A 20,736-nucleotide genomic window follows, 5' to 3' on the forward strand; every position below is an offset into this window, starting at 1 on the left:
CGACTAAAAGAGTCAGGATTCGCCTCGACCCCGCCGTCATGAGCGGCGTGTATCCATTCAAATCGTTCGAGGACCCATCGAAATGTCATTCTCTCGCAAGCGCCTTGTCGTCGCGCTCGCGGCGGCCAGCATTGTGGCCGTTGCGGCGATCGGCACCTTCAGTGTCCATGCCGAAGCCGAGCCTGCAGCCGCAGCCGCGCCGCAGGCCACACCCGTGGATGTGGCCACCGTCGTGCATCGCGGCATCGTCGATTGGCAGAGCTACTCGGGCCGGCTCGAAGCCATCGACCACATCGAGATCCGCCCCCAGGTGTCGGGCACCATTACCGAAGTGCATTTCCGCGACGGCGCACTGGTCGAGGCCGGTGCGCCGCTGTTCACCATCGACCCACGCCCGTATCAGGCCGCCGTGGAGCGAGCCGAAGCACGCGTGGCCTCGGCCGAGGCGCGCGCCGCCTACACCGCCGCCGAGCTGGAGCGCAGCAAGCGCCTGATGGCCGACAACGCCATTGCCAAGCGTGATCATGATCAGCGTGACAACGCTGCCCGCGAGGCCGCCGCCGAGCTGCAGGCCGCGCGGGCCGAGCGCACCAGCGCCCGCCTTGATCTGTCGCACACGCGCATCACCGCGCCGGTGGCGGGGCGTGTGTCGCGCGCCGAAATCACGGTCGGCAACCTGGTGTCGGCCGGCACCGCTTCGCGCCCGCTTACCACGCTTGTGTCGGTGGCCAGCCTGTACGCCTCGTTCGAGGTGGACGAGCGCAGCTATCTGCGCCACATCCAGGGCGCGCAGGTGCGCGGCCAGAAGATTCCCGTGCTGCTTGGGCTGGCCGGTGAAGACGGCTACCCGCGTGTCGGCATCGTCGATTCCGTGGATAACCGCCTCGACCCAGCCTCGGGCACCATCCGAGTGCGCGCCGTGTTCGACAACGCCGACGGCGGGCTGCTGCCCGGCCTGTACGCTCGCGTGCGGCTGGGCGGGGCGGAAGAGCGCATGGCCACGCTGATCGACGAGCGCGCCATCGGCACCGACCAGAACAAGCGCTTCGTGCTGGTGCTCGACGAGGCCGGCCGCGTGCAATACCGCGAAGTGCAGCCCGGCCCGTCCATCGACGGCCTGCGCGTCATCGAGCAGGGACTGCAAGAGGGCGATCGCATCGTCGTCAATGGCCTGCACCGCGTGCGGCCGGGTGACATGGTCACGCCGCTGGATGTGCCGATGGGTGGCACCGCTGCCGCACCCGCGCCCGGCAAGGCCGTCGCCGCGCCGACTATCCCCGTGGCGGGCTCCGGTGAGGAGCGTATCCGCACATGAACATCTCCAAATTCTTCATCGACCGCCCGATCTTCGCGGGCGTGCTGTCGGTGCTGATCGTGCTCGCAGGCGCGATCTCGATGTTCCAGTTGCCGATTTCGGAGTACCCCGAAGTCGTGCCGCCGTCGGTCGTGGTGCGCGCCCAGTTCCCCGGCGCCAACCCGCACGTGATCGCCGAAACCGTGGCCGCGCCGCTGGAGGAATCCATCAACGGCGTCGAAAACATGCTGTACATGCAGTCGCAGGCCAACAGCGACGGCAACCTCACCATCACCGTGCACTTCAACCTCGGCATGGATGCCGACAAGGCCCAGCAGCTGGTGCAGAACCGCGTCTCGCAGGCCATGCCGCGCCTGCCTGAAGACGTGCAGCGATTGGGTGTGACCACGCTGAAAAGCTCGCCCACCATGACCATGGTGGTGCACCTCACGTCGCCCGACGACCGCTACGACATGACCTACCTGCGCAACTACGCGGTGATCAACGTCAAAGACCGCCTTGCGCGACTCGAAGGCGTCGGCGAAGTGGCGCTGTTCGGCTCGGGCAACTACGCCATGCGCGTGTGGCTCGACCCGCAGAAGGTCGCGCAGCGCGAGATGACCGCCAGCGAAGTGGTGGCCGCCATCCGCGAGCAGAACGTGCAGGTGGCGGCCGGCGTCATCGGCGCCTCGCCCACCGGGCCGGACGTGCCGCTGCAGTTGTCGGTGAACGCCCGCGGGCGTCTGCAGACCGAGCAGGAATTCGCCGACATCATCCTCAAGACCTCGCCCACCGGCGCCGTCACGCGGCTTGCCGACGTGGCGCGCATCGAGCTGGCCGCCTCGGAATACGGCCTGCGCTCGCTGCTCGACAACAAGCCCGCCGTGGCCATGCCGATCTTCCAGACGCCGGACGCCAACGCGCTGGCGGTGTCGGACCGCGTGCGCGCCACCATGGCCGAGCTGGCGGAGGATTTCCCCGGCTCCATCGAATACCGCATCGTTTACGACCCCACGCAGTTCGTGCGCGCCAGCATCAAGGCCGTGGTGCTGACGCTGCTCGAGGCGGTGGCGCTGGTGGTGCTGGTGGTGATCATCTTCCTGCAGACCTGGCGCGCGTCGATCATTCCGCTGCTGGCCGTGCCGGTGTCGATCATCGGCACCTTCTCACTGATGCACATGTTCGGCTACTCGATCAACGCGCTGTCGCTGTTCGGCATGGTGCTGGCCATCGGCATCGTGGTGGATGACGCCATCGTCGTGGTCGAGAACGTCGAGCGCAATATCGAGGCCGGGCTGAGTCCGCGCGACGCCACCTATCGCGCCATGCGCGAGGTCAGCGGGCCGATCATCGCGATCAGCCTGACGTTGGTGGCGGTGTTCGTGCCGCTGGCCTTCATGACCGGCCTGTCGGGCCAGTTCTACAAGCAGTTCGCCATGACCATCGCCATCTCGACGGTGATCTCGGCGTTCAACTCGCTGACCTTGTCACCCGCGCTGTCGGCGCTTCTGCTGCGCGGCCACGACGCGCCGCCCGATGCCCTCACGCGTGGCATGAACCGTGTGTTCGGCGGCTTCTTCGCGCGCTTCAACCGCTTCTTTGCCCGCGCCTCCGACGGCTACGGCCGTGGTGTCACGCGCGTCATTGCTCACAAGGGCCGCAGCATGCTGGTGTATGTGGTGCTGCTGGCGGCCACTGCCGGTTTTGCCTACATCCTGCCGGGTGGCTTCGTGCCGGCGCAGGACAAGCAATACCTGATCGGCTTCGCGCAGCTGCCGCCGGGCGCCTCGCTCGACCGTACCGAAGAAGTCATCCGCCACATGGGCGACATCACGCTGGAGCATCCGGGCGTTGAAAGCGCCGTGGCCTTCCCCGGCCTGTCGATCAACGGCTTCACCAACAGCTCCAGCGCGGGCATCGTGTTCGCCACGCTCAAGCCGTTCTCCGAGCGCAAAGGCGAGGGCATGTCGGCCAACGAGATTGCCGCCGCGCTCAACGCGCAGTACGCCAGCATCCAGGAGGCGTTCATCGCCGTGTTCCCGCCGCCGCCGGTGATGGGGTTGGGCACCATGGGCGGCTTCAAGCTGCAGATTCAGGATCGCAGCGCGCTCGGCTACGCCGAACTCGAAGCGGCCACCAAGGCCTTCCTGGCGGCGGCGCAGCAAGCTCCGGAACTGGGCCCGATGTTCACCAACTATCAGGTGAACGTGCCGCAGCTCGATGTCGATCTGGATCGCGTCAAGGCGCGTCAGCTCGGCGTGCCGGTGACCGAGGTGTTCGACACCATGCAGATCTACCTCGGCTCGCTGTACGTGAACGACTTCAACCGCTTCGGCCGCGTGTATCAGGTGCGTGCGCAGGCGGACGCCGAGTTCCGCGACCGTCCCGAGGCCATCGGCCAGCTCAAGACGCGCAACGTCCATGGCGACATGGTGCCGCTGTCGTCGCTGGTCGAGGTGCGCCAGAGCTTCGGGCCGGAGATGGTGGTGCGCTACAACGGTTACACCTCGGCCGACATCAACGGCGGGCCGGCGCCGGGCTATTCGTCCAGCCAGGCCGAAGCCGCGGTCGAGCGCATTGCCAACGAGACGCTGCCGCGTGGCATCCGTTTTGAATGGACCGACCTCACGTACCAGAAGATTCTGGCCGGCAATGCGGGCATCTGGATCTTCCCGCTGTCGGTGCTGCTGGTGTTCCTGGTGCTCGCCGCGCAGTACGAGAGCATGCGCCTGCCGCTGGCGGTGATCCTGATCGTGCCGATGGGCATCCTCTCGGCGCTGGCCGGGGTGTGGGCCACGGGTGGCGACAACAACCTGTTCACCCAGATCGGCTTGATGGTGCTGGTGGGGCTGGCGTGCAAGAACGCCATCCTGATTGTCGAGTTCGCCCGCGAGCTGGAGCTGCAGGGCATGAAGCCGGTGCCCGCCGCGATCGAGGCCAGCCGCCTGCGTCTGCGTCCGATCCTGATGACCTCCATCGCCTTCATCATGGGCGTGGTGCCGCTGGTGCTGTCGTCCGGCGCCGGCTCCGAGATGCGTCAGGCCATGGGCATCGCGGTGTTCTTCGGCATGATCGGCGTGACCTTCTTCGGCCTGTTCCTCACGCCGGTGTTCTACGCCTTGCTGCGCACGCTCGCCGGTGCCCGTCCGCTGCATTCGGCGGCGGTGCATGAGGCTCCGCTGATTGCGCACGACGCTGTGCCGCCGGCCGCGCCGCACTCTGCGAACTGATAGGAATCCGAATCATGATGTTTGAATCCAGGCTTCCCGTTCTGCTTGCCAGCGCCCTGGTGCTGGCCGGCTGCTCGCTGGCGCCGAAATACGAAGTGCCCGACGTGGCCACGCCCACTGCCTTCCGCCACGCCGAGCCGCTTCCGGCCGGCGAGGCCGGCTCGTGGAAAACCGCCGAGCCCGCCGAAGCCGCCATGCGCGGCGAATGGTGGAAGGTCTTCAACGACTCCGTGCTCAACGACCTGCAGGCCGCCGCGCTCGACGCCAACCAGGATCTGCGCGCCGCGGCTGCCCGCCTGCAGCAATCGCGCGCGGTGCAGCGTACGGCCCGTGCCGACCGCTTCCCCACGGTGGATGCAGGCGTCGGCCCCACGCGCCAGCGCCCGTCAGCGGCTTCGCTCGGTCTGCCCGAGAATGCCGACGTTGACCCCACCACGTTGTGGCGTGCGCAGCTTGGCCTGTCGTACGAGGTCGATCTGTTCGGCCGCGTGGCCAACAACGTGTCGGCCGCCACGGCCAGCCTGCAGCGTGACGAGGCGCTGTTCCGTTCGGTGTTGCTGGCCTTGCAGGCCGACGTGGCGCACACCTACTTCCTGCTGCGCGAGCTTGATGCCGAACAGGCCATCTTCACCAACACGGTGGAGCTGCGTGCCGAAGGCCTGCGCCTGATGGAGCGCCGCTTTGCCGAGGGCTTCATCGGCGAGCTGGATGTGGCGCGCAGCCGCACCGAACTGGCCACCGCGCAGTCGGAGTCGCTTGGCGTACAGCGCCAGCGTGCCGCGGCTGAGCACGCATTGGCACTGCTGCTGGGCCGCACACCGGCGGATTTCCGCTTCTCGCCGCTGCCGCTGCAACGCATTGAGGTGAGCGTGCCGGCCGGTCTGCCGTCGGACCTTCTTGAACGCCGCCCCGACATAGCGGCTGCCGAGCGCGCCATGGCTGCGGCCAACGCGCGCATCGGCGTGGCGCGTGCCGCCTTCTTCCCCAGCCTCACGCTGACCGGCGCGGCCGGCTTCGAGTCGGGCGAATTGGGCGACCTGTTCCAGTGGAGCAGCCGTACCTTCCTGCTCGGGCCGGTGGCCGGCACCATTCTGTCGATGCCGATCTTCGACGGGGGCCGCCGCCGTGCCGATGTGGATCGCGCGCTGGCGGTGTGGGAAGAAGACGTCGCCACCTATCGCCAGACCGTGCTCAACGCCTTCCGCGAAGTCGAAGACGGTCTGGCCGGCCTGCGTATCCTCGCCGAGCAGACACGCGCGCAAGACACCGCCGTGACGGCTGCCGAGCGCGCCGTGCAACTGTCGCGCGTGCAATACCGCGAAGGCGCGGTGAGCTACCTCGACGTCATCGAGGCCGACCGCAGCGCGCTCACCCAGCAGCGCGCCCGCGTGCGCATCGATGCCGAGCGGGCTCGCACCGTGGTGTCCCTCATCCGCGCCCTGGGCGGCGGCTGGGACGCCCCGACCGCCAACCCCATCGCGCTCAACGCGGCCGAACGCACGGCGCACTGAGCATCGGCCGGAAAAGCTCCGGCACAACGAAAAACGGCGGCAACCCGGTCTCCCGGATTGCCGCCGTTTTTCGTGAGGTCGCGGGCGGGGCCGCTTACACGGCGTCGGCGAGTGCCTTCATCTGTTTGCCGATGAGGCTGATCAGCTTCTCGTCGGTGAGCTTGCCGTCGTCATCGAAGGCGCCGGCAAAGGCGTTGGCGAACACCTCGGGCTTGTTCAGCGGGCGCAGATCGACGAACACGCACACCTGACGCAGGTGGTACTGCGAGCGCGACGTGCCCATGCCGCCGCCCGCGCCCATCAACGCCACCGGCTTGCCGGCGAGCAGGGCGTTGTCCTTCTCGCGCGAGGCCCAGTCGATGATGTTCTTCAGCGCCGGCGCCATCGAGTAGTTGTATTCGGTGCAGGCGAAGACCAGTGCATCGGCCTCCTTGATCTGCTTCAACACGCGATTCACCGAGGCCGGCCATTCGGCGATGTCCTGGCTGTAGAAGGGGATGTCGCCCAACTCGGCGATCTCCATGCTCACGCCGTCGGGCAGGTTCGCTGCGGCTGCGCGCAGCATGCCCTTGTTGGTGGATTTCTGACGGAGACTGCCTGCAATGCCGAGAAACTTCATGTGCCTGGTCCTCCAGAGATGTGGGTCGTACCAACCGGGCGGCGACGCGTGATGCTGCGGGCGCCAGCCCATGCGAACCCGCATTCTGCGCCTGTTGGCAGCCAAGTGTATTTACGGGTTGTTGCGGCGTCGCCTTCCCCCGCAGGTGAAGGCGAGGTGTCGGCTCCGCCGAGCCGCATTCGCACTTCAAGCCCGCTTGAGATACTATTCAAATTTCTATTCAAATAGTTATTCATAAAGCTATTCAAATTCATGTCTGCACACGCTGACACCCTTCGTCTCGCCCTTGGTCGGGAGCCGCTGACGGCACGCCAACTCGTCGACAGGCTGGGTCTCAGCCAGCCGACGGTGTCACGCGCCCTGTCCGCGCTGGGCGACGACATCGTGCGCATTGCCTGTGGGCGCAGCGTGCGTTATGCCCTGCGCGATGCAGGGCGGGGCGTGGGCGATATTCCGGTGTATCGCGTGCGCGCCGACGGCACGCTACGCCGCTTGGGAAGGCTGCTTGCGGTACGCCCGCACGGTTTCGTCATGCGTCAGGAAGACGGTGAAACGCTGCACAGCGACGGCCTGCCGTGGTGGCTGTGCGACATGCGCCCCCAAGGTTTTCTCGGTCGTGCCTATGCGGAACATCATGCCGATCGGCTCGGCTTGCCTGCGCGTTTGAACGAGTGGTCGGATACGCATGTGCTGCGCGCATTGGTGGCCCATGGGCACGATGTGGTGGGCAACATCTTGCTCGGCGATACCGCGCGTGAGCTATTCATCGAAGCCCCCGCACCCACGGTCGTGGATGAAAGTCGTTACCCTGATCTTGCCGCAGCGGCAGAGCGGGGCGATGTGTCGGGCTCGTCGGCGGGGGGCGAGCAGCCCAAGTTCGTGGCGTATGCCGGGCGTCATGTGCTGGTGAAGTTCTCGGCGGCGGCGGGCAACCCCGTTGCGGCTCGCTGGCGTGATCTGCTCGCTGCCGAGCATCTTGCGGCCGAAGTGCTGCGGGATGCCGGAATCGAAGCCGTCGTGTCGCGCGTGCTGGATCGTGACGGCCGGCGTTTTCTCGAGGTCGAGCGCTTCGACCGGGTGGGCGAGCGGGGGCGGCGCGCCCTGCATTCGCTCACCGCCGTCGAAGCCGAGTTCGTCGGAGGCGTCAACGCGCCGTGGCCGGTGCTGACCAATCGGCTCGCGGAGCAGGGCGTGATTACCCCCGAGGCCGCTGCCGGGGCTGCGCTGCTGTATGCATTCGGCACGCTGATCGGCAATACCGACATGCACAACGGCAACCTCTCGTTTGTGGCCGAGCATGGCCGGCCCTACGCGCTGGCGCCAGCTTACGACATGCTGCCGATGGCACTTTCGCCGCGCAGCGGTGGGGTCTTGCCGGATTACGTGCCGCCAGCGCGCTTGATCCCCGAGGTGCCCGCCGATGTCTGGCAGCAGGCCTGCGTGCTGGCGGATGCATGGATTGCAGCAATGCGCATGGATGAACGCTTCTCAGACGACTGGCGCACGCACTGCGTGCCGGCTCTGGCTCGCCATCTGGGCGAGGCGCGTGCGAAGATTGCGCGCTTGGCGTAAGCGTGCTTCCCAGCCGGCACGCGCGGCCTCACAATCCCGTTGTATTGAATCGCATGCCCGCCTGCGTTGCGGGCATGCCTCTCCCAACCCTCGGAGTTCCCAATGAAGAGTGCTTTGCGCGTTATCGCCGCCATCGTCGTGCTGGCCATGGCGTATCTGATTGCCACGTTCGCGGTCGGGCGGGTGATGGTGAGCGAGACCAAGCGCTTTGCCGAAGAGCTGGCGCAGCGTGACGGCGTAGTGGTGCATCGCCTCGACTACGAGGCCGGCCTGTTCGACGGCATGTTGCGCTACGACCTCGAATACCTCGTGCCGCCGGGCAGCCTGTTGGCCGAGGTGGCGACTGAAGTGCCGCGCATCAACGGCGAGATGAAGATGCGTCACGGTCCGTGGGTGGGCGATGGCTTTGCGTTGGCAGCCGGTGACGGCGCGGTGGCCGTACCCGAATACCTGCGCGGCATGCTGCCCGAGCTCGCGCCCAGCGCAGTTTTGCTGGATACGCGTCTGCGTGCCGGGTTTGATCGCACTTCGCGCTTCGAATTCGAAGGCATGGACTACGCCGGCAAGGTGGTGTCGCCGGGCGAGCCTGACGGCACCTTGAAACTCGCCGGCACCAAGGGTTGGGTCGAGTTCGACGCCGAGCTGAGCGTGCTGCGCTTCGACGTGAATATCGACGAATGGCGTCTGTCGGCTCCCGAGCCCGATCCGGTGGCCATCGTCGTGGATGGACTCACCGCGCGTGCCGACCTTGAGCGTGTCGGCAACGACTGGGTGGGCGACATGGAAACGGGCTTCCGTGAAATCGCCACCGGCGACGGCGAGGCCGACGCGCGCTTCGGCGAATTCGCCCTGCGCGCCGACGCGGCGATGCGCCCGAGCGCGGCCTCGGGGCAGCGCGTGGGCCTGCGCATGGAGTTCGATCTGGCTTCCGCCACCGTCCAGGGCCGTGGCGACTGGAACGGCAAGCTCAGCACTGGCGCGCTGAGTGGCGAGGCCGATATCGTCGAGGAGTGGCCGCAGGTGTGGACGGGCCGCTCCGAAATGACGCTGAGCGACGTGCACTTCGGCGAGCCCGATGCGCTGATCGGCGTGGCCAGCATCCGCATCGATGCCGACGGCACGCGCAAGGGCGAGGTGTATGACCAGACCTCGACGCTCACGCTCGGCCCCATGAGCTTCAAGCAGACCAAACTCAGTGGTGGCGAAGTGGTGCTGACGCTGCAGGGCATCAACGGTCAGGCGCTCAGTGATGTCACGCTGCTGCAGGGTGCGGATGACCCGCACGCCATGGCCATGCTCGAACAAGCGGCCCGCGCCATCCTGGCTGGCCAGCCGCGCATCGCCATCGACCGCGCAGGCCTCAACGTGCTCAAGGACAACGACGTCAGCGCACACGCCGCCTTCTCGTTCAACGGCGAACCGGGTGTCGACCCGACCGACGCCAACGCCTGGATCGAACGCAGCGCCCTCAAGGCCGGCCTCACCGCGCGTCTCGATGCTGTGCAGGAGCTGGTCCGTCTCGTCACGGAGGCTGAAGCCGTGGCGCAGTCGCCCGAGGGCGTAACGCCCGATGCAGACGAGATCTCGCGTCAGGCCAACGCACGTTACTTCGACTTCGTCAGCGCACTGCGCCAGTCGCCCTACGTCGTGCTCACCGCCGATGCCCTGCAGACCGAAGTTGCCTACGCGGCGGGCAAGCTCACCATCAACGGTGTCGAGTCCGATCCGCTGGCGCTGTTCGGCCTGGCCGCCAGCATCGCGCTGCCGTCGCTCGGCGGCGAAGACGATGAAGGCGCCTCGCTGGTGCCCGACATCAGCGCACCGGCGCAATTCGCGCGTCTGTCGCTGACCTCCGGCTTCACGCCGGCTCCGCGCACCATCGACCTCGTGGCCGGCGGCGGCGACTTGGCCGACGGCATGCTCGGACCCGACTGCATCGGCTACATCGACGCCACCCGCCCCGACGTGATGTTCGACTACGCCGGCGGCGAAGCCGGGCTCGCCCTGTCGGCCACCTCCGAAGGCGACCTCGCGCTCATCGTGCACGGCCCCGACGGCACTTGGCAGTGCAACGACGACCGCGACATGGACACCCTCGACCCCGAGGTGAGCTTCCCCGCCCCGGCCGCCGGCACCTACCGCATCTGGGTTGCCAACCTCGACCCGGAGCAGGTCGAGGCAGAGTTGAGCATTGAGGAAGTGCGCTGAGGGTGTGACGCTCTGACCACGACGCAATGCAAAAGGGGCGGACTTCCCGGTGGAGTCCGCCCCTTTTCTTGGCAGCCGCCCGATCGACGGCTCTTGCTCCGTTCTTCAGGCAGCCGCAGCCAGATGCATGTCGACGTGAATGTCTGCAAACGGGCAGAGCAGGGCGCCGGCTGCGTTGCGCTCGATCATCCCCAATTCGACCAGCGTGGCGGCATCTTCATGCACACGTTTGACGTCACGTCCCAGACGGCGCGCCAACTCGCGTACGCCGACCACTCCGCCGTCCTGTTGCAGCGCATGCACCAGCGCCCAGCGCCGCTCTGTCAGCCGGCCAAAGAACGCGGCCGGGGTTTCGAAGTTGAGCGTCTCGCCCTGATATTCGCCCGCAGTGGCGCGCTTGCCGGCTTTGCGCAGGGCGCTGCGCCAATCGGCGCCCAGTGTGATGGTCAGTGTTCGTTGGTTCATGGCGCCCTCCGTTTATCGACCTCTGCAATGAAGTCTTCGATCAATTGATCCACCCCGGAAAACCGGTAGGGGTGTTCGCGTCCATCCAGATGGCAATGGTCGCCTTTGCCCCGTTCGTTGTCGAAGCCCACCACCCGCAGCCCGTCCACCACGTACACCAAGCGGTACTTGAAGCCGTGATCGGTTGGCGGTACGGGCTGCGGGACTTGCCAGATCACCATCTGGATCAAGCTGCCGTCTTCGGCAACGCTCTTGAAGTCAGTGATCAGGGCGGCTTTCATGTTGGCAATTTTGACATCACGGTGAGGTGAGGTGTCAACTTTGATATCACACGCACGCCACAAAAAAGGCGCGAACTTCATCACGAAGTCCGCGCCTTTCGCTTCAGGCCGTCAAGGCCGTAGCGTTGTCAGTCCAGCAGCTTCAGCAGATCCGCATGGAAGCGCTCGGGGTCTTGCACCTGCGGGGAGTGCGCCAGCTCGGGGTAGAGGTGCAGCGTCACGTCGGGAATGCGGTCGGCCACGTCGCGCGCCATGGCGCGGTAGTCGCCCACCTTGTCTTGCTGCGCCTTGGGCAGCAGGTGTTTGCCGATGGCGGTGTTGTCGTGCTCGCCGATGATCAGCACGGTGGGCACCTTGAGCATGTGGAATTCGTGGAACACCGGCTGCGTCACGATCATGTCGAAGGTCAGTGCCGAGTGCCACGCCACCGTCTCCTTGCCCGGCCCGTTGAACATGCCCGCCGACATGTCCACCCAGCGGTCGAACTCCGGCCGCCACTCGCCGTTGTAGTAGGTGGTGAGCTGGTAGTTCTTGATGCCCTCGCGTGTGGTCTTGAGCTGGCCCTTGTACCACTCGTTCACGGTGATGTACGGCACGCCCTTGGCCAGCCAGTCTTCCAGCCCGATGGGGTTCACCATCACCAGCCGATCCACGCGGTTGGGGTAGAGCAGCGCATAGCGTGTGGCCAGCATGCCGCCCATCGAATGGCCCATCACCACGTGTTCCTGCACGCCCAGATGGTCGAGCAGCGCAGCGGTGTTGGAGGCGAGCTGATGGAAGCTGTATTGATAGCCGTCCGGCTTGGTCGACTTGCAGAAGCCGATCTGGTCCGGCGCCACCACGCGGTAGCCGGCCTTGGTCAGCGCCTCGATGCTGCCCTCCCAGCTTGCGCCGCAGAAGTTCTTGCCGTGCATCAGTACCACGGTGCGGCCATTCGGCGTGCCGGTGGGTTTGACGTCCATGTAAGCCATCTCCACCGGCTTGCGCTGTGAGATGAACTTGAAGGTGCCCACCTCGTGCGGGTAGTCGAACCCTTCCAGGTTGGGGCCGTAGCTCGGGGTGTTGGCCAGTGCCACGGCCGGGGCGCAGAGCAGCGCCGGGAGAATGCCTTTAAGCCATCGTTGCATGGGTGAGTCTCCGTCTTGTTATGTGTGCGCCGCGCCACTACACGCGGCGGGTCTGAGGCAGCGCGCTGGCGGGTTTGTTCCCGTGGGTGACTACTCTCGACCGGGCAGAAGAATACCTGCCCGCGCGTCACACACATTGGCCGCTGAATCCGGCTGCATGGCGTTCAAGCATGTTTCAGCCTGCAGGGCGCACGCCTCACCACAATGCTTCACACGCGCGCCACCCCGGCGCCGCAATGGCGGGCTTCACATGAAGACATTGATTCTGGGTGCCGGTGGCATCGGCGGGTATTTCGGCGTGCGTTTGTTGCAGGCCGGTGCAGAGGTGGATTTTCTCGTGCGCCCCGCGCGTGCCGAGCGGCTGCGCAGTCACGGGCTGGTGCTTAAGAGCCCGCTGGGCGACGCGCGCTGCACCGTCAATGCCATCACGGAAGTCAGCGACACGCCCGGCGCCTACGGTCTGGTGCTGCTCTCGTGCAAGGCCTACGACCTGGACGCCGCCATGGATGCCATCGCCCCCGCCGTGGCCGGTGGCGCCATGGTGCTGCCGCTGCTCAACGGCTTCGCGCACCTCGCGCGGCTCGATGCCCGCTTCGGTCGAGCGGCCGTGCTCGGCGGCGTGGCGCACGTCTCCACCACGCTCACGCCCGAAGGCGAAATCCACCACCTCAACACCTTTCATCGCATCTTCGCCGGCCCGCGTGATGCGGCCACCGCCGCCCAGGCGCACGAGCGCCTGCAGGTGCTCGCCCACGGCGGCGTGGGTTTCATCGAGTCCGACGACATCGAAGCCCGCATGTGGGACAAATGGATCTTCCTCGCCAGCCTGGCCGCCGCTACCTGCACCGTGCGCGCCAGCATCGGCACCATTCTCGAAACGCGGCACGGCAAGCGCACGGTGCTCGCCCTGCTGGACGAGTGCCTCGCCGTGGCCGCGAGCACCGGCCACCGCCCCGACGACGCCCAGCTCACCACCTACCGCAACACCCTTACCGAAGCCGGCTCCACCCTCAAAGCCTCGATGCTGCGCGACCTCGAAAGCGGCAATCGCACCGAGGGCGAGCATGTCATCGGCGAGTTGGTGAATCGTGCGGAAGAGGGCGGCGTGGAGGTACCCCTGCTGCGCCTCGCGCAGGCACATCTGCAGGCCTATGCCCTGCAGCGCCGAGCGTGACGCGGGCGTTTGAGCGGCTCTGACCTGGGCGTTGGTCCGCCCCCGCAATGACAGGCGATGCGGCCCCCGTGTGTCGTGATGAGCGCAGCGAATTGCGACAGCAGCGCCGGACACAACCGCCCACGTCGCATTTCGCCTTCGGCTCAACGGCGACCTACCCCTCCAGTGGCGTTCGTGCAGGGTGATGTTGCAGGTCGTGATGAGCGTGGCGAATTGCGACCGCAGCGCCTGCACATGCGCGGCTGTAGCCGCTGTGAGATTGCTTCGTTGCTGCGCGCCTTGCACTGACAGTTTCCGGTGTCGATGCGGGCACCCACGCAACGGCGCAGCACTTCCCCGAAAAAGGCGGCGGATGGATTCCGGCTGTGCCACCACCACCGGCACGACCCCAGTTTCCGCCATTGCGAGCGCAGCGCGGCAATCTGCTGAGTTATCCGCAGGCACGTGTCACACAAACGTCCGCGGCCCCGACACGAGCTCCCGGCGTTCCAGTTCGCCAAATGAAAGCGCATGTGTAGCCACACCTAAACGTTCCAGCAGCATGCCGCTGCGCCCGTGCGCCAAGCTGTACCGCCTGAGCATTTGGCGTGCCCGTGGAGGCGACTGGGCCTCTGGCGGCGCTTGAAAAAATGACCGGATTCGCCCTGCATACGCTCACCCCGAATCTTCGCCGCCTCGCATCTGAAGCTTTGTTTCATCTCCTAATACCCCTCTTACCGGAGTTGCTGCGCCGCCGTGATTGAATGAATCCCGGCGCTCAAGCATTGGTCGGCCGGCAACGGCAAACCATGCTGAGCGAGCCGAAGAGCAATCGAATCGAAAGATTGGTCGGCGGTCGGGAATCCAGATCGGATACCCGAGCGTCAGCAGCCGGGCTTGGCCACGCTGCGGCGCAGTCCGCCATATCCATCCACCAGAAGGAGAAGCTCAATGGACGCGAAAGACACCATCAAGGTACTCAACGACCTGATCGAAACCAGCAAGGACGGCGAAGCCGGCTTTGCCCAGTGCGGCAAGGACGCCAACAGCCCCGCGCTGAAAACGCTCATGGCCGACCGCTCGCGTGAATGCGCCGCCGCCGCTGCCGAGCTGCAGCACCTGGTTTCCGCCATGGGTGGCCAGCCCGAGACGGACACCAGTGTGGGCGGTGATCTGCACCGCCGCTGGATCGGCTTGAAAGAGCTGGTCACCGGCAAGGACGACACCACCATCCTCAACGAGTGCGAGCGCGGCGAAGACGTCGCCAAGAAGAAGTACAAGGAAGCGCTCGAAAAAGACCTGGCGCCGAACATCCGTTCGGTGGTCGAGAAGCAGTACCAGGGCGTGCTGCGCAACCATGATCAGGTCAAGGCCCTGCGCGACGCCGCGCGCGCCATGAACTGAGACCCACGCTTTCCCTCGCGCGCCGCATGGCGCATTGAGGGGCACACGTAAAAGGGGCGGGCTTCGTGAAGAAGCCTGCCCCTTTTTTATTCGTGGCCTGAAAACGCACCTCCGCCAAACATCCGTCAGTGCGAGCGCAGCGCGGCAATCAGCGGACTGTGCAGTCTGCACCCGCTGCGAGATTGCCGCGTCGCTGCGCTCCTCGCAATGACAGACGTTTGGGCGCCTCGCTCTGGCAGATGCCACGCTCGAAAATGGAACCGTGCCAAAAGAAAAAGGCCGGCTGACCCGCCAGCCTTCCCGAATCAGCACCTCCGCCAAAAAACCGTCATTGCGAGCGCAGCGCGGCAATCTACTGACTATCTAGTCAGCACCGCTGCGAGATTATTTCGTCGCTTTCACCGAGTCGCCCGCCCCGAGGCCGGGCACGTCATCGGAGATATGGTGAGGCCGACAGAGTCGGGCGGGGTGCTGCTGCGGTGCTTTGCGCTTACGTATCTGCAGGCGTATGAACTGCAGTGGGAGCAGGGCCGACGCCGCGCCGTGCTCAACGGGCAGGGGGGCTGTGGTTTTGCTCGCGCAGTTCCCGCGTGATCCAGTCGATGAAGGCACGCGTGCGCGCCGGCAACAGGCGCGCATGCGGATACACCACATGCACCGGCAGCGGCGGCTGCTCGAAGTCTTCGAGCAGCACGCGCAGTTCGCCACGCGCAAGCGCATCCGCCACCTGATACGAGATGAACATGCCCGGCCCGTGGCCGGCCACGCAGGCGTCCACCGCCGGGGCGATCTGGTTGAACTCCAGGCGCCCGGACACCGGCACCGAAAAGGGCTCGCCGCCCTCGGTGAAATACCACCACGACGCCTTGCTGCGCGTGAAGCACACGCAGGAATGCTCGAGCAGATCGCGCGGATGGGTGGGCGTGCCGTGGCGCTGCAGCCAGTCGGGCGAGGCCACCACCGTGCGGCGCAGGCTGCCGACCTCGCGCGCGACGAGTGACTGGTCTTCCAGCGTGCCGATGCGCACGCCCACGTCGATGTGCTCGTCGAGCAGGTTCACCACCCGGTCGTGCAATTGCAGGCTGACCCGCATTTTCTCGAACTGCTGCACGAAGCGCGTGACCGCCGGTGCAACGTGCAGCGTGCCGAACATCACCGGCGCCGTCACGGTGATCGAGCCGCTCGGCTCGACCGCGCCGCTCACCAGCAGGGTTTCGACATCGGCGATGTCGGCCAGGATGCGCCGGCCGTTCTCCACGTATTGCCGGCCCTCGTCGGTCATCCACAGGCGGCGCGTCGTGCGGTTGAACAGGCGCACGCCCAGCTGCGCTTCCAGTGCGGCCAGCGTGCGCACCACCGCCGGCAGCGACAGATTCAGGCGTTCGGCCGCTGCGGTGAGGCTGCCGCCGTCGGCAATCGCCACTGCAATCTGCATGGCTTTGAGCTTGTCCACGTGCCGGCCCTCGCGATTAATCCACTAATAGCAATAGTTTAGTGATTTGAAGTCATTTATTTGCATGCGTAGATCGAAAAGAATGGGTCACCTCAACCAGGGAGCACCCCATGACCGCCTCGACCTCCAACCCCGATCACCCCGCTTCGGCCCTTACGCTGCACGGTTTTGCGCTGTCCGGCCACGCCCACCGCGTGGAGCTGTTCCTGTCGCTGCTCGGCCTGCCGTATGAACGGGTGGATGTCGACCTTCGCGGCGGCGCCCAGAAGCGGCCGGAGTTCCTCGCGATGAATGCCTTCGGACAGGTGCCGGTGCTGCAGGACGGCCCGCTCGTCATTGCCGACGCAAATGCCATCCTCGTCTATCTCGCCCGCAAGTACGGCGCCGGCCAGGCCATCGACTGGCTGCCCGAGGCGCCGCAAGCCATGGCCGAGGTGCAACGCTGGCTGTCGGTTGCGGCAGGCTTGCTCGCCTTCGGTCCGGCGCGTGCGCGCCTCAAGGTGGTGTTCAACGCTGATGTCGATGCCGACGACGCCCGCAAGCGTGCCGACCAATTGCTGACGGTGATGGACAGCGAACTGGCCCGCCGCCCGTGGCTCGTGGGCGACACGCCGACGCTCGCCGACATCGCCAACTACAGCTATGTCGCCCATGCGCCGGACGGACACGTGTCGCTGAAGCCCTATCCCAACGTGCGCGCTTGGCTGGCACGCATCGAAGCGCTGCCCGGCTTCGTGCCGATGCGCAGCAAGGCCTGAGGAGAACCGCGATGAGCTCGACACCCGACACTTCCACCTCTGCCGGCATCGCACGCGGCTTTCATGCCGGCGAAGTCGCGGTGCAAGCCCGCGCAGGCGCGGCCGAGCGGATGGCCGAACTGGGCTCGCGCCTGATCCGCGACCACATGCCCGACCAGCACCGGGAGCTCTTTGCGCAACTGCCCTACATGCTGGCGGGCGGGCTGGATGCAGCCCGTCAGCCCTGGGCCACGCTGCTGGCCGGCCCGCCCGGTTTCGTCGACACGCCGGACGCGCAGACCCTGCGCATCGCCGCGCAACCCGGCCCGCACGATGCGCTGGCCGCTGCCTTCACGCCCGGCGCGCCGGTCGGCCTGCTTGGCCTGCAGGCGCACACCCGCCGCCGCAACCGGGTGAACGGCGTGGTAACGCAGGCTGGTGAGTCGGGCCTCGAAATCGGGGTGCTGGAGAGCTTCGGCAACTGCCCCAAGTACATCCAGGCACGTGAAGCGCAGCACGTTGCGCAAGCGCAGCCGCAGGGCAGCGTCGTCGAGTCCGCGCGGCTTGATGCCGATGCCCGCCGCATCGTGGCCGGCGCGGATACCTTCTTCATCGCCACCGCCCACCCCGACGCCGGCACCGACACCTCCATCGCCTACGGCGTGGACGTCTCGCACCGTGGCGGCAAACCCGGCTTCGTCCGCATCTCGCTGGATTCCGAGGCCGATCTGCTGACCGTTCCGGATTTCACCGGCAACACCTTCTTCAACACGTTGGGCAACATCCAGCTCAACCCACGCGTGGGTTTGCTGTTCGTGGATTTCGAGGGTGGGGGGCTGCTGCAGATCGCCGGTACCGCGACCATCGACCACGACAGCCCGGAGCTTGCGCACTACGCCGGGGCCTTGCGCCTGTTGCGTATCCGCATCCATGCCGTGCGCCGGATCATTGGCGCAATGCCGCTGCGCTGGAGTGCGCAGGCCGAGCAATCGCCGCATCTGGCAGCAACGGGGGAATGGCCGGTTTGATGCCGGATAGGTGATAGGCCCGGTGGCTGTGGTGCCACTTCAGCGCGACGCACGGTGACCGCCACAGATGCTTGTCATTGCAATCGCAGTGCGGCAACCCGGTGACTGTGCAGCTTGCATTCGCTGCGAGATTGCCGCGTCGCTGCGCTCCTCGCAATGACAGACTTTTGGGCGCCTCGCGCGGGCTCATGCAAGGCGCACTAAGGGGCCGTGCCAAAGGAAAAAGGCCGGCTGATCCGCCGGCCTCCCCGAAGCAGCACCTCCGCCAAACCCCCGTCATTGCGAGCGTAGCGCGGCAATCTGCTGACTGTGCAGCCTGCACCGCTGCGAGATTGCTTCGTCGCTACGCTTCTCGCAATGACAGGCCCTTGCGGCGCCCTGGGCGAGGCGCCACTGTCCAACTCACGCAAGGTCCCCATAGGGCGCAGCGAATTGCGACAGTGGCGCCTATACCCCAGCCGCCTTGGCCCGCGCAGCATGCAGCTTCTTGTAGCTGTCGATGCGGCGCTGGTGGCGGTCCAGGCCTTCGAGCTTCATGCTGGTTGGCGTGAGGCCGAAGAAGCGCACGCTGCCGTCCACCGAGCCGATGGCGGCGTCCATCTTCTCGTTGCCGAACATGCGGCGGAAGTTGGGCTCGAAATCGGCCAGCTCCAGTTCGTCGTCCAGCACCACTTCCAGCACCACGTTAAGCGCCTGGTAAAACAGCCCGCGTTCCAGCGTGTTCTCGTTGTACTGCAGGTAGGCTTCCACCAGATACTTGGCGTCTTCAAGCTGCCCCAGCGCGAGGTGAATGAGCAGCTTCAGCTCCAGAATGGTCAGCTGGCCCCACACCGTGTTCTCGTCAAAGTCGATGCCGATGAGCGTGATGATGTCGGTGTAATCGTCCAGCTCGGCCTCTTCCAGCCGCGCCAGCAGCGCGGCCAGCGCGTCGTCATCCAGGCGGTGCAGGTTGAGGATGTCTTCGCGGAAGGCCAGCGCCTTGTTGGTGTTGTCCCAGATCAGGTCTTCCACTGGATACACCTCGGAGTAGCCCGGCACCAGAATGCGGCAGGCCGTGGCGCCCAGCGTGTCGTACACCGCCATGTACACCTCGTGGCCCAGCGCTTCGAGAATGCCCAGCAGCGTGGCGGCTTCCTGCGCGTTGCTTTCCTCGCCGTGCCCGGAGAAATCCCACTCCACAAACTCGTAATCGGCCCGCGCGCTGAAAAAGCGCCACGACACCACGCCGCTGGAATCAATGAAGTGCTCGACGAAGTTGTTGGGCTCGGTCACCGCGTTGCTCTCGAAGGTCGGGCGCGGCAGATCGTTCAGGCCCTCGAAGCTGCGGCCCTGCAGCAGTTCGGTGAGGCTGCGTTCCAGCGCCACCTGCAGGCTCGGGTGCGCGCCGAAGGACGCAAACACGCCGCCCGTGCGCGGGTTCATCAGCGTCACGCACATCACCGGGTATTGCCCGCCCAGCGACGCGTCCTTCACCAGCACCGGAAAGCCTTGCTCTTCCAGCCCGCGAATGCCCGCCACGATGCCGGGGTACTTGGCCAGCACCTCGTTCGGCACGTCCGGCAGCGCAATCTCCCCCTCCAGAATCTCGCGCTTCACCGCCCGCTCGAAAATCTCCGACAGGCACTGCACCTGCGCCTCGGCCAGCGTGTTGCCGGCGCTCATGCCGTTGCTCAGGTAGAGGTTGTCGATCAGGTTGGTGGGGAAGTACACCACCTCGCCGTCGCTCTGGCGCACATACGGCAGCGCGCAGATGCCGCGCGCCGTGTTGCCGGAGTTGGTGTCGTACAGGTGCGAGCCGCGCAGCTCGCCGTCGGGGTCGAACTCGCTCAGGCTGTGTTCGTCCAGCAAGCCCTCGGGGAGAGCGTCGTCCGCGCCGGGCTTGAACCAGCGCTCCTCCGGGTAATGCACGAAGGCTGCGTTGGCAATTTCCTCGCCCCAGTACTGGTCGTTGTAGAAGTGGTTGCAGTTGGCACGCTCGATGAACTCGCCCAGGGCGGATGCCAGCGCGCTCTCCTTGGTGGCGCCCTTGCCGTTGGTGAAGCACATCGGCGAGTGCGCATCGCGAATGTGCAGCGACCACACGTTGGGCACGATGTTGCGCCACGACGCAATCTCGATCTTCATGCCCAGCGCCGCCAGGTTGGCCGACATGTTGGCAATGGTCTGCTCCAGCGGCAGATCCTTGCCCTCGATCCAGGTGCTGGCATCCGTATCCGGCGTGAGCGTGAGCAGCGCCTGGGCATCGGCGTCGAGGTTTTCCACCTCTTCGATGATGAAGTCCGGCCCCACCTGCACCGCCCGCTTCACCGTGCAACGATCGATGGATCGCAGGATGCCCTGGCGATCCTTCTCCGACACATCCGCCGGCAGCTCCACCTGAATCTTGATGGTCTGCTTGTAGCGGTTCTCGGGGTCGACGATGTTGTTCTGCGACAGGCGGATGTGCTCGGTCGGGATGTCGCGCGCGTCGCAATACAGCTTCACGAAGTAGGCCGCGCACAAGGCCGACGACGCCAGAAAGTAGTCGAACGGCCCCGGCGCCGAGCCATCGCCCTTGTAGCGGATGGGTTGGTCGGCGATTACGGTGAAGTCGTCGAACCTGGCTTCGAGGCGAAGCTTGTCGAGGAAGTTGACCTTGATTTCCATGCGGGGAG

15 protein-coding genes are annotated in these 20,736 nt (G+C 66.0%); 9 read left to right on the forward strand and 6 right to left on the reverse strand.

The window, feature by feature from the left end; genetic code table 11:
• Positions 1 to 82: 82 nt before the first annotated feature.
• Genes AC6H0W_RS04750 through AC6H0W_RS04760 form a run of 3 tightly spaced genes read left to right on the forward strand, consistent with a single transcriptional unit; the run spans position 83 to position 6,035 of the window.
• The gene (locus AC6H0W_RS04750) at positions 83 to 1,315 is read left to right on the forward strand and encodes an efflux RND transporter periplasmic adaptor subunit (protein WP_497575978.1); all 1,233 of its coding nucleotides are present in this window, start codon (positions 83 to 85) and stop codon (positions 1,313 to 1,315) included.
• Complete coding sequence (locus AC6H0W_RS04755; RefSeq protein WP_497575980.1) at positions 1,312 to 4,524, forward strand: efflux RND transporter permease subunit; 3,213 nt, start codon at positions 1,312 to 1,314, stop codon at positions 4,522 to 4,524. The genes AC6H0W_RS04750 and AC6H0W_RS04755 overlap by 4 nt, the downstream gene beginning before the upstream one ends.
• A 14-nt stretch (positions 4,525 to 4,538) precedes the next feature.
• On the forward strand, positions 4,539 to 6,035 hold the full coding sequence (locus AC6H0W_RS04760) for an efflux transporter outer membrane subunit (protein ID WP_497575981.1): 1,497 nt from the start codon (positions 4,539 to 4,541) through the stop codon (positions 6,033 to 6,035).
• 94 nt (positions 6,036 to 6,129) lie between these two features.
• Here the strand turns inward: AC6H0W_RS04760 and AC6H0W_RS04765 are convergent, their stop codons facing one another.
• A complete protein-coding gene (locus tag AC6H0W_RS04765; RefSeq protein ID WP_497575982.1) occupies positions 6,130 to 6,654 on the reverse strand; it encodes an NADPH-dependent FMN reductase in 525 nt (174 codons plus the stop codon).
• 252 nt (positions 6,655 to 6,906) lie between these two features.
• On the opposite strand from AC6H0W_RS04765, the gene yjjJ reads away from it, so the two are divergent.
• Both yjjJ and AC6H0W_RS04775 read left to right on the forward strand, forming a co-directional pair.
• Entirely contained in the window at positions 6,907 to 8,226 is a 1,320-nt protein-coding gene (gene yjjJ, locus AC6H0W_RS04770; RefSeq protein WP_497575984.1) for a type II toxin-antitoxin system HipA family toxin YjjJ, read from the forward strand.
• 102 nt (positions 8,227 to 8,328) lie between these two features.
• Complete coding sequence (locus AC6H0W_RS04775) at positions 8,329 to 10,434, forward strand: DUF945 family protein (RefSeq protein ID WP_497575985.1); 2,106 nt, start codon at positions 8,329 to 8,331, stop codon at positions 10,432 to 10,434.
• A 105-nt stretch (positions 10,435 to 10,539) separates the two neighbouring features.
• Here AC6H0W_RS04775 and AC6H0W_RS04780 read toward each other — a convergent pair whose 3' ends face one another.
• From AC6H0W_RS04780 to AC6H0W_RS04790, 3 genes are read right to left on the reverse strand one after another with little or no spacing between them, the layout of a single operon-like run.
• The gene (locus tag AC6H0W_RS04780) at positions 10,540 to 10,899 is read right to left on the reverse strand and encodes an HVO_A0114 family putative DNA-binding protein (RefSeq protein WP_497575986.1); all 360 of its coding nucleotides are present in this window, start codon (positions 10,897 to 10,899) and stop codon (positions 10,540 to 10,542) included.
• A complete protein-coding gene (locus tag AC6H0W_RS04785) occupies positions 10,896 to 11,261 on the reverse strand; it encodes a toxin-antitoxin system TumE family protein (RefSeq protein WP_497575988.1) in 366 nt (121 codons plus the stop codon). Before AC6H0W_RS04785 ends, AC6H0W_RS04780 begins: the two co-directional genes overlap by 4 nt.
• A gap of 47 nt (positions 11,262 to 11,308) precedes the next feature.
• On the reverse strand, positions 11,309 to 12,307 hold the full coding sequence (locus AC6H0W_RS04790; RefSeq protein ID WP_497575989.1) for an alpha/beta fold hydrolase: 999 nt from the start codon (positions 12,305 to 12,307) through the stop codon (positions 11,309 to 11,311).
• A 250-nt stretch (positions 12,308 to 12,557) separates the two neighbouring features.
• Between AC6H0W_RS04790 and AC6H0W_RS04795 the strand changes: the two genes are divergently transcribed.
• Together AC6H0W_RS04795 and AC6H0W_RS04800 are read left to right on the forward strand one after the other, a co-directional pair.
• Positions 12,558 to 13,481 carry a ketopantoate reductase family protein gene (locus AC6H0W_RS04795; protein ID WP_497575990.1) on the forward strand — a complete coding sequence of 308 codons (924 nt, stop codon included), beginning with the start codon at positions 12,558 to 12,560 and terminating at the stop codon, positions 13,479 to 13,481.
• Positions 13,482 to 14,411: 930 nt separating this feature from the next.
• A complete protein-coding gene (locus AC6H0W_RS04800; RefSeq protein WP_497575991.1) occupies positions 14,412 to 14,864 on the forward strand; it encodes a PA2169 family four-helix-bundle protein in 453 nt (150 codons plus the stop codon).
• A 547-nt stretch (positions 14,865 to 15,411) separates the two neighbouring features.
• On the opposite strand, the gene AC6H0W_RS04805 is transcribed toward AC6H0W_RS04800, so the two are convergent.
• Positions 15,412 to 16,317: a LysR family transcriptional regulator gene (locus AC6H0W_RS04805; RefSeq protein WP_497575992.1), complete on the reverse strand. Its 906-nt coding sequence runs from the start codon at positions 16,315 to 16,317 to the stop codon at positions 15,412 to 15,414.
• 110 nt (positions 16,318 to 16,427) lie between these two features.
• On the opposite strand from AC6H0W_RS04805, the gene AC6H0W_RS04810 reads away from it, so the two are divergent.
• Positions 16,428 to 17,075, forward strand: a complete 648-nt coding sequence (locus tag AC6H0W_RS04810; protein WP_497575993.1) for a glutathione S-transferase family protein — start codon at positions 16,428 to 16,430, stop codon at positions 17,073 to 17,075.
• Positions 17,076 to 17,086: 11 nt separating this feature from the next.
• Positions 17,087 to 18,082 (forward strand): flavin-nucleotide-binding protein, encoded by a 996-nt coding sequence (locus AC6H0W_RS04815; RefSeq protein ID WP_497575994.1) that lies wholly within the window; start codon positions 17,087 to 17,089, stop codon positions 18,080 to 18,082.
• 447 nt (positions 18,083 to 18,529) lie between these two features.
• Here the strand turns inward: AC6H0W_RS04815 and AC6H0W_RS04820 are convergent, their stop codons facing one another.
• Positions 18,530 to 20,728 (reverse strand): OsmC domain/YcaO domain-containing protein, encoded by a 2,199-nt coding sequence (locus AC6H0W_RS04820; protein ID WP_497575995.1) that lies wholly within the window; start codon positions 20,726 to 20,728, stop codon positions 18,530 to 18,532.
• Between the last annotated feature and the right edge of the window lie 8 nt (positions 20,729 to 20,736).

The organism is Pseudazoarcus sp. NS20 (assembly GCF_059703745.1).

Coding starts and splice junctions, on each gene's coding strand:
- AC6H0W_RS04750 (WP_497575978.1), top strand. CDS start 83: ATGTCATTCTCTCGCAAGCGCCTTGTCGTCGCGCTCGCGGCGGCCAGC.
- AC6H0W_RS04755 (WP_497575980.1), top strand. CDS start 1,312: ATGAACATCTCCAAATTCTTCATCGACCGCCCGATCTTCGCGGGCGTG.
- AC6H0W_RS04760 (WP_497575981.1), top strand. CDS start 4,539: ATGATGTTTGAATCCAGGCTTCCCGTTCTGCTTGCCAGCGCCCTGGTG.
- AC6H0W_RS04765 (WP_497575982.1), bottom strand. CDS start 6,654: ATGAAGTTTCTCGGCATTGCAGGCAGTCTCCGTCAGAAATCCACCAAC.
- yjjJ (WP_497575984.1), top strand. CDS start 6,907: ATGTCTGCACACGCTGACACCCTTCGTCTCGCCCTTGGTCGGGAGCCG.
- AC6H0W_RS04775 (WP_497575985.1), top strand. CDS start 8,329: ATGAAGAGTGCTTTGCGCGTTATCGCCGCCATCGTCGTGCTGGCCATG.
- AC6H0W_RS04780 (WP_497575986.1), bottom strand. CDS start 10,899: ATGAACCAACGAACACTGACCATCACACTGGGCGCCGATTGGCGCAGC.
- AC6H0W_RS04785 (WP_497575988.1), bottom strand. CDS start 11,261: ATGAAGTTCGCGCCTTTTTTGTGGCGTGCGTGTGATATCAAAGTTGAC.
- AC6H0W_RS04790 (WP_497575989.1), bottom strand. CDS start 12,307: ATGCAACGATGGCTTAAAGGCATTCTCCCGGCGCTGCTCTGCGCCCCG.
- AC6H0W_RS04795 (WP_497575990.1), top strand. CDS start 12,558: ATGAAGACATTGATTCTGGGTGCCGGTGGCATCGGCGGGTATTTCGGC.
- AC6H0W_RS04800 (WP_497575991.1), top strand. CDS start 14,412: ATGGACGCGAAAGACACCATCAAGGTACTCAACGACCTGATCGAAACC.
- AC6H0W_RS04810 (WP_497575993.1), top strand. CDS start 16,428: ATGACCGCCTCGACCTCCAACCCCGATCACCCCGCTTCGGCCCTTACG.
- AC6H0W_RS04815 (WP_497575994.1), top strand. CDS start 17,087: ATGAGCTCGACACCCGACACTTCCACCTCTGCCGGCATCGCACGCGGC.
- AC6H0W_RS04820 (WP_497575995.1), bottom strand. CDS start 20,728: ATGGAAATCAAGGTCAACTTCCTCGACAAGCTTCGCCTCGAAGCCAGG.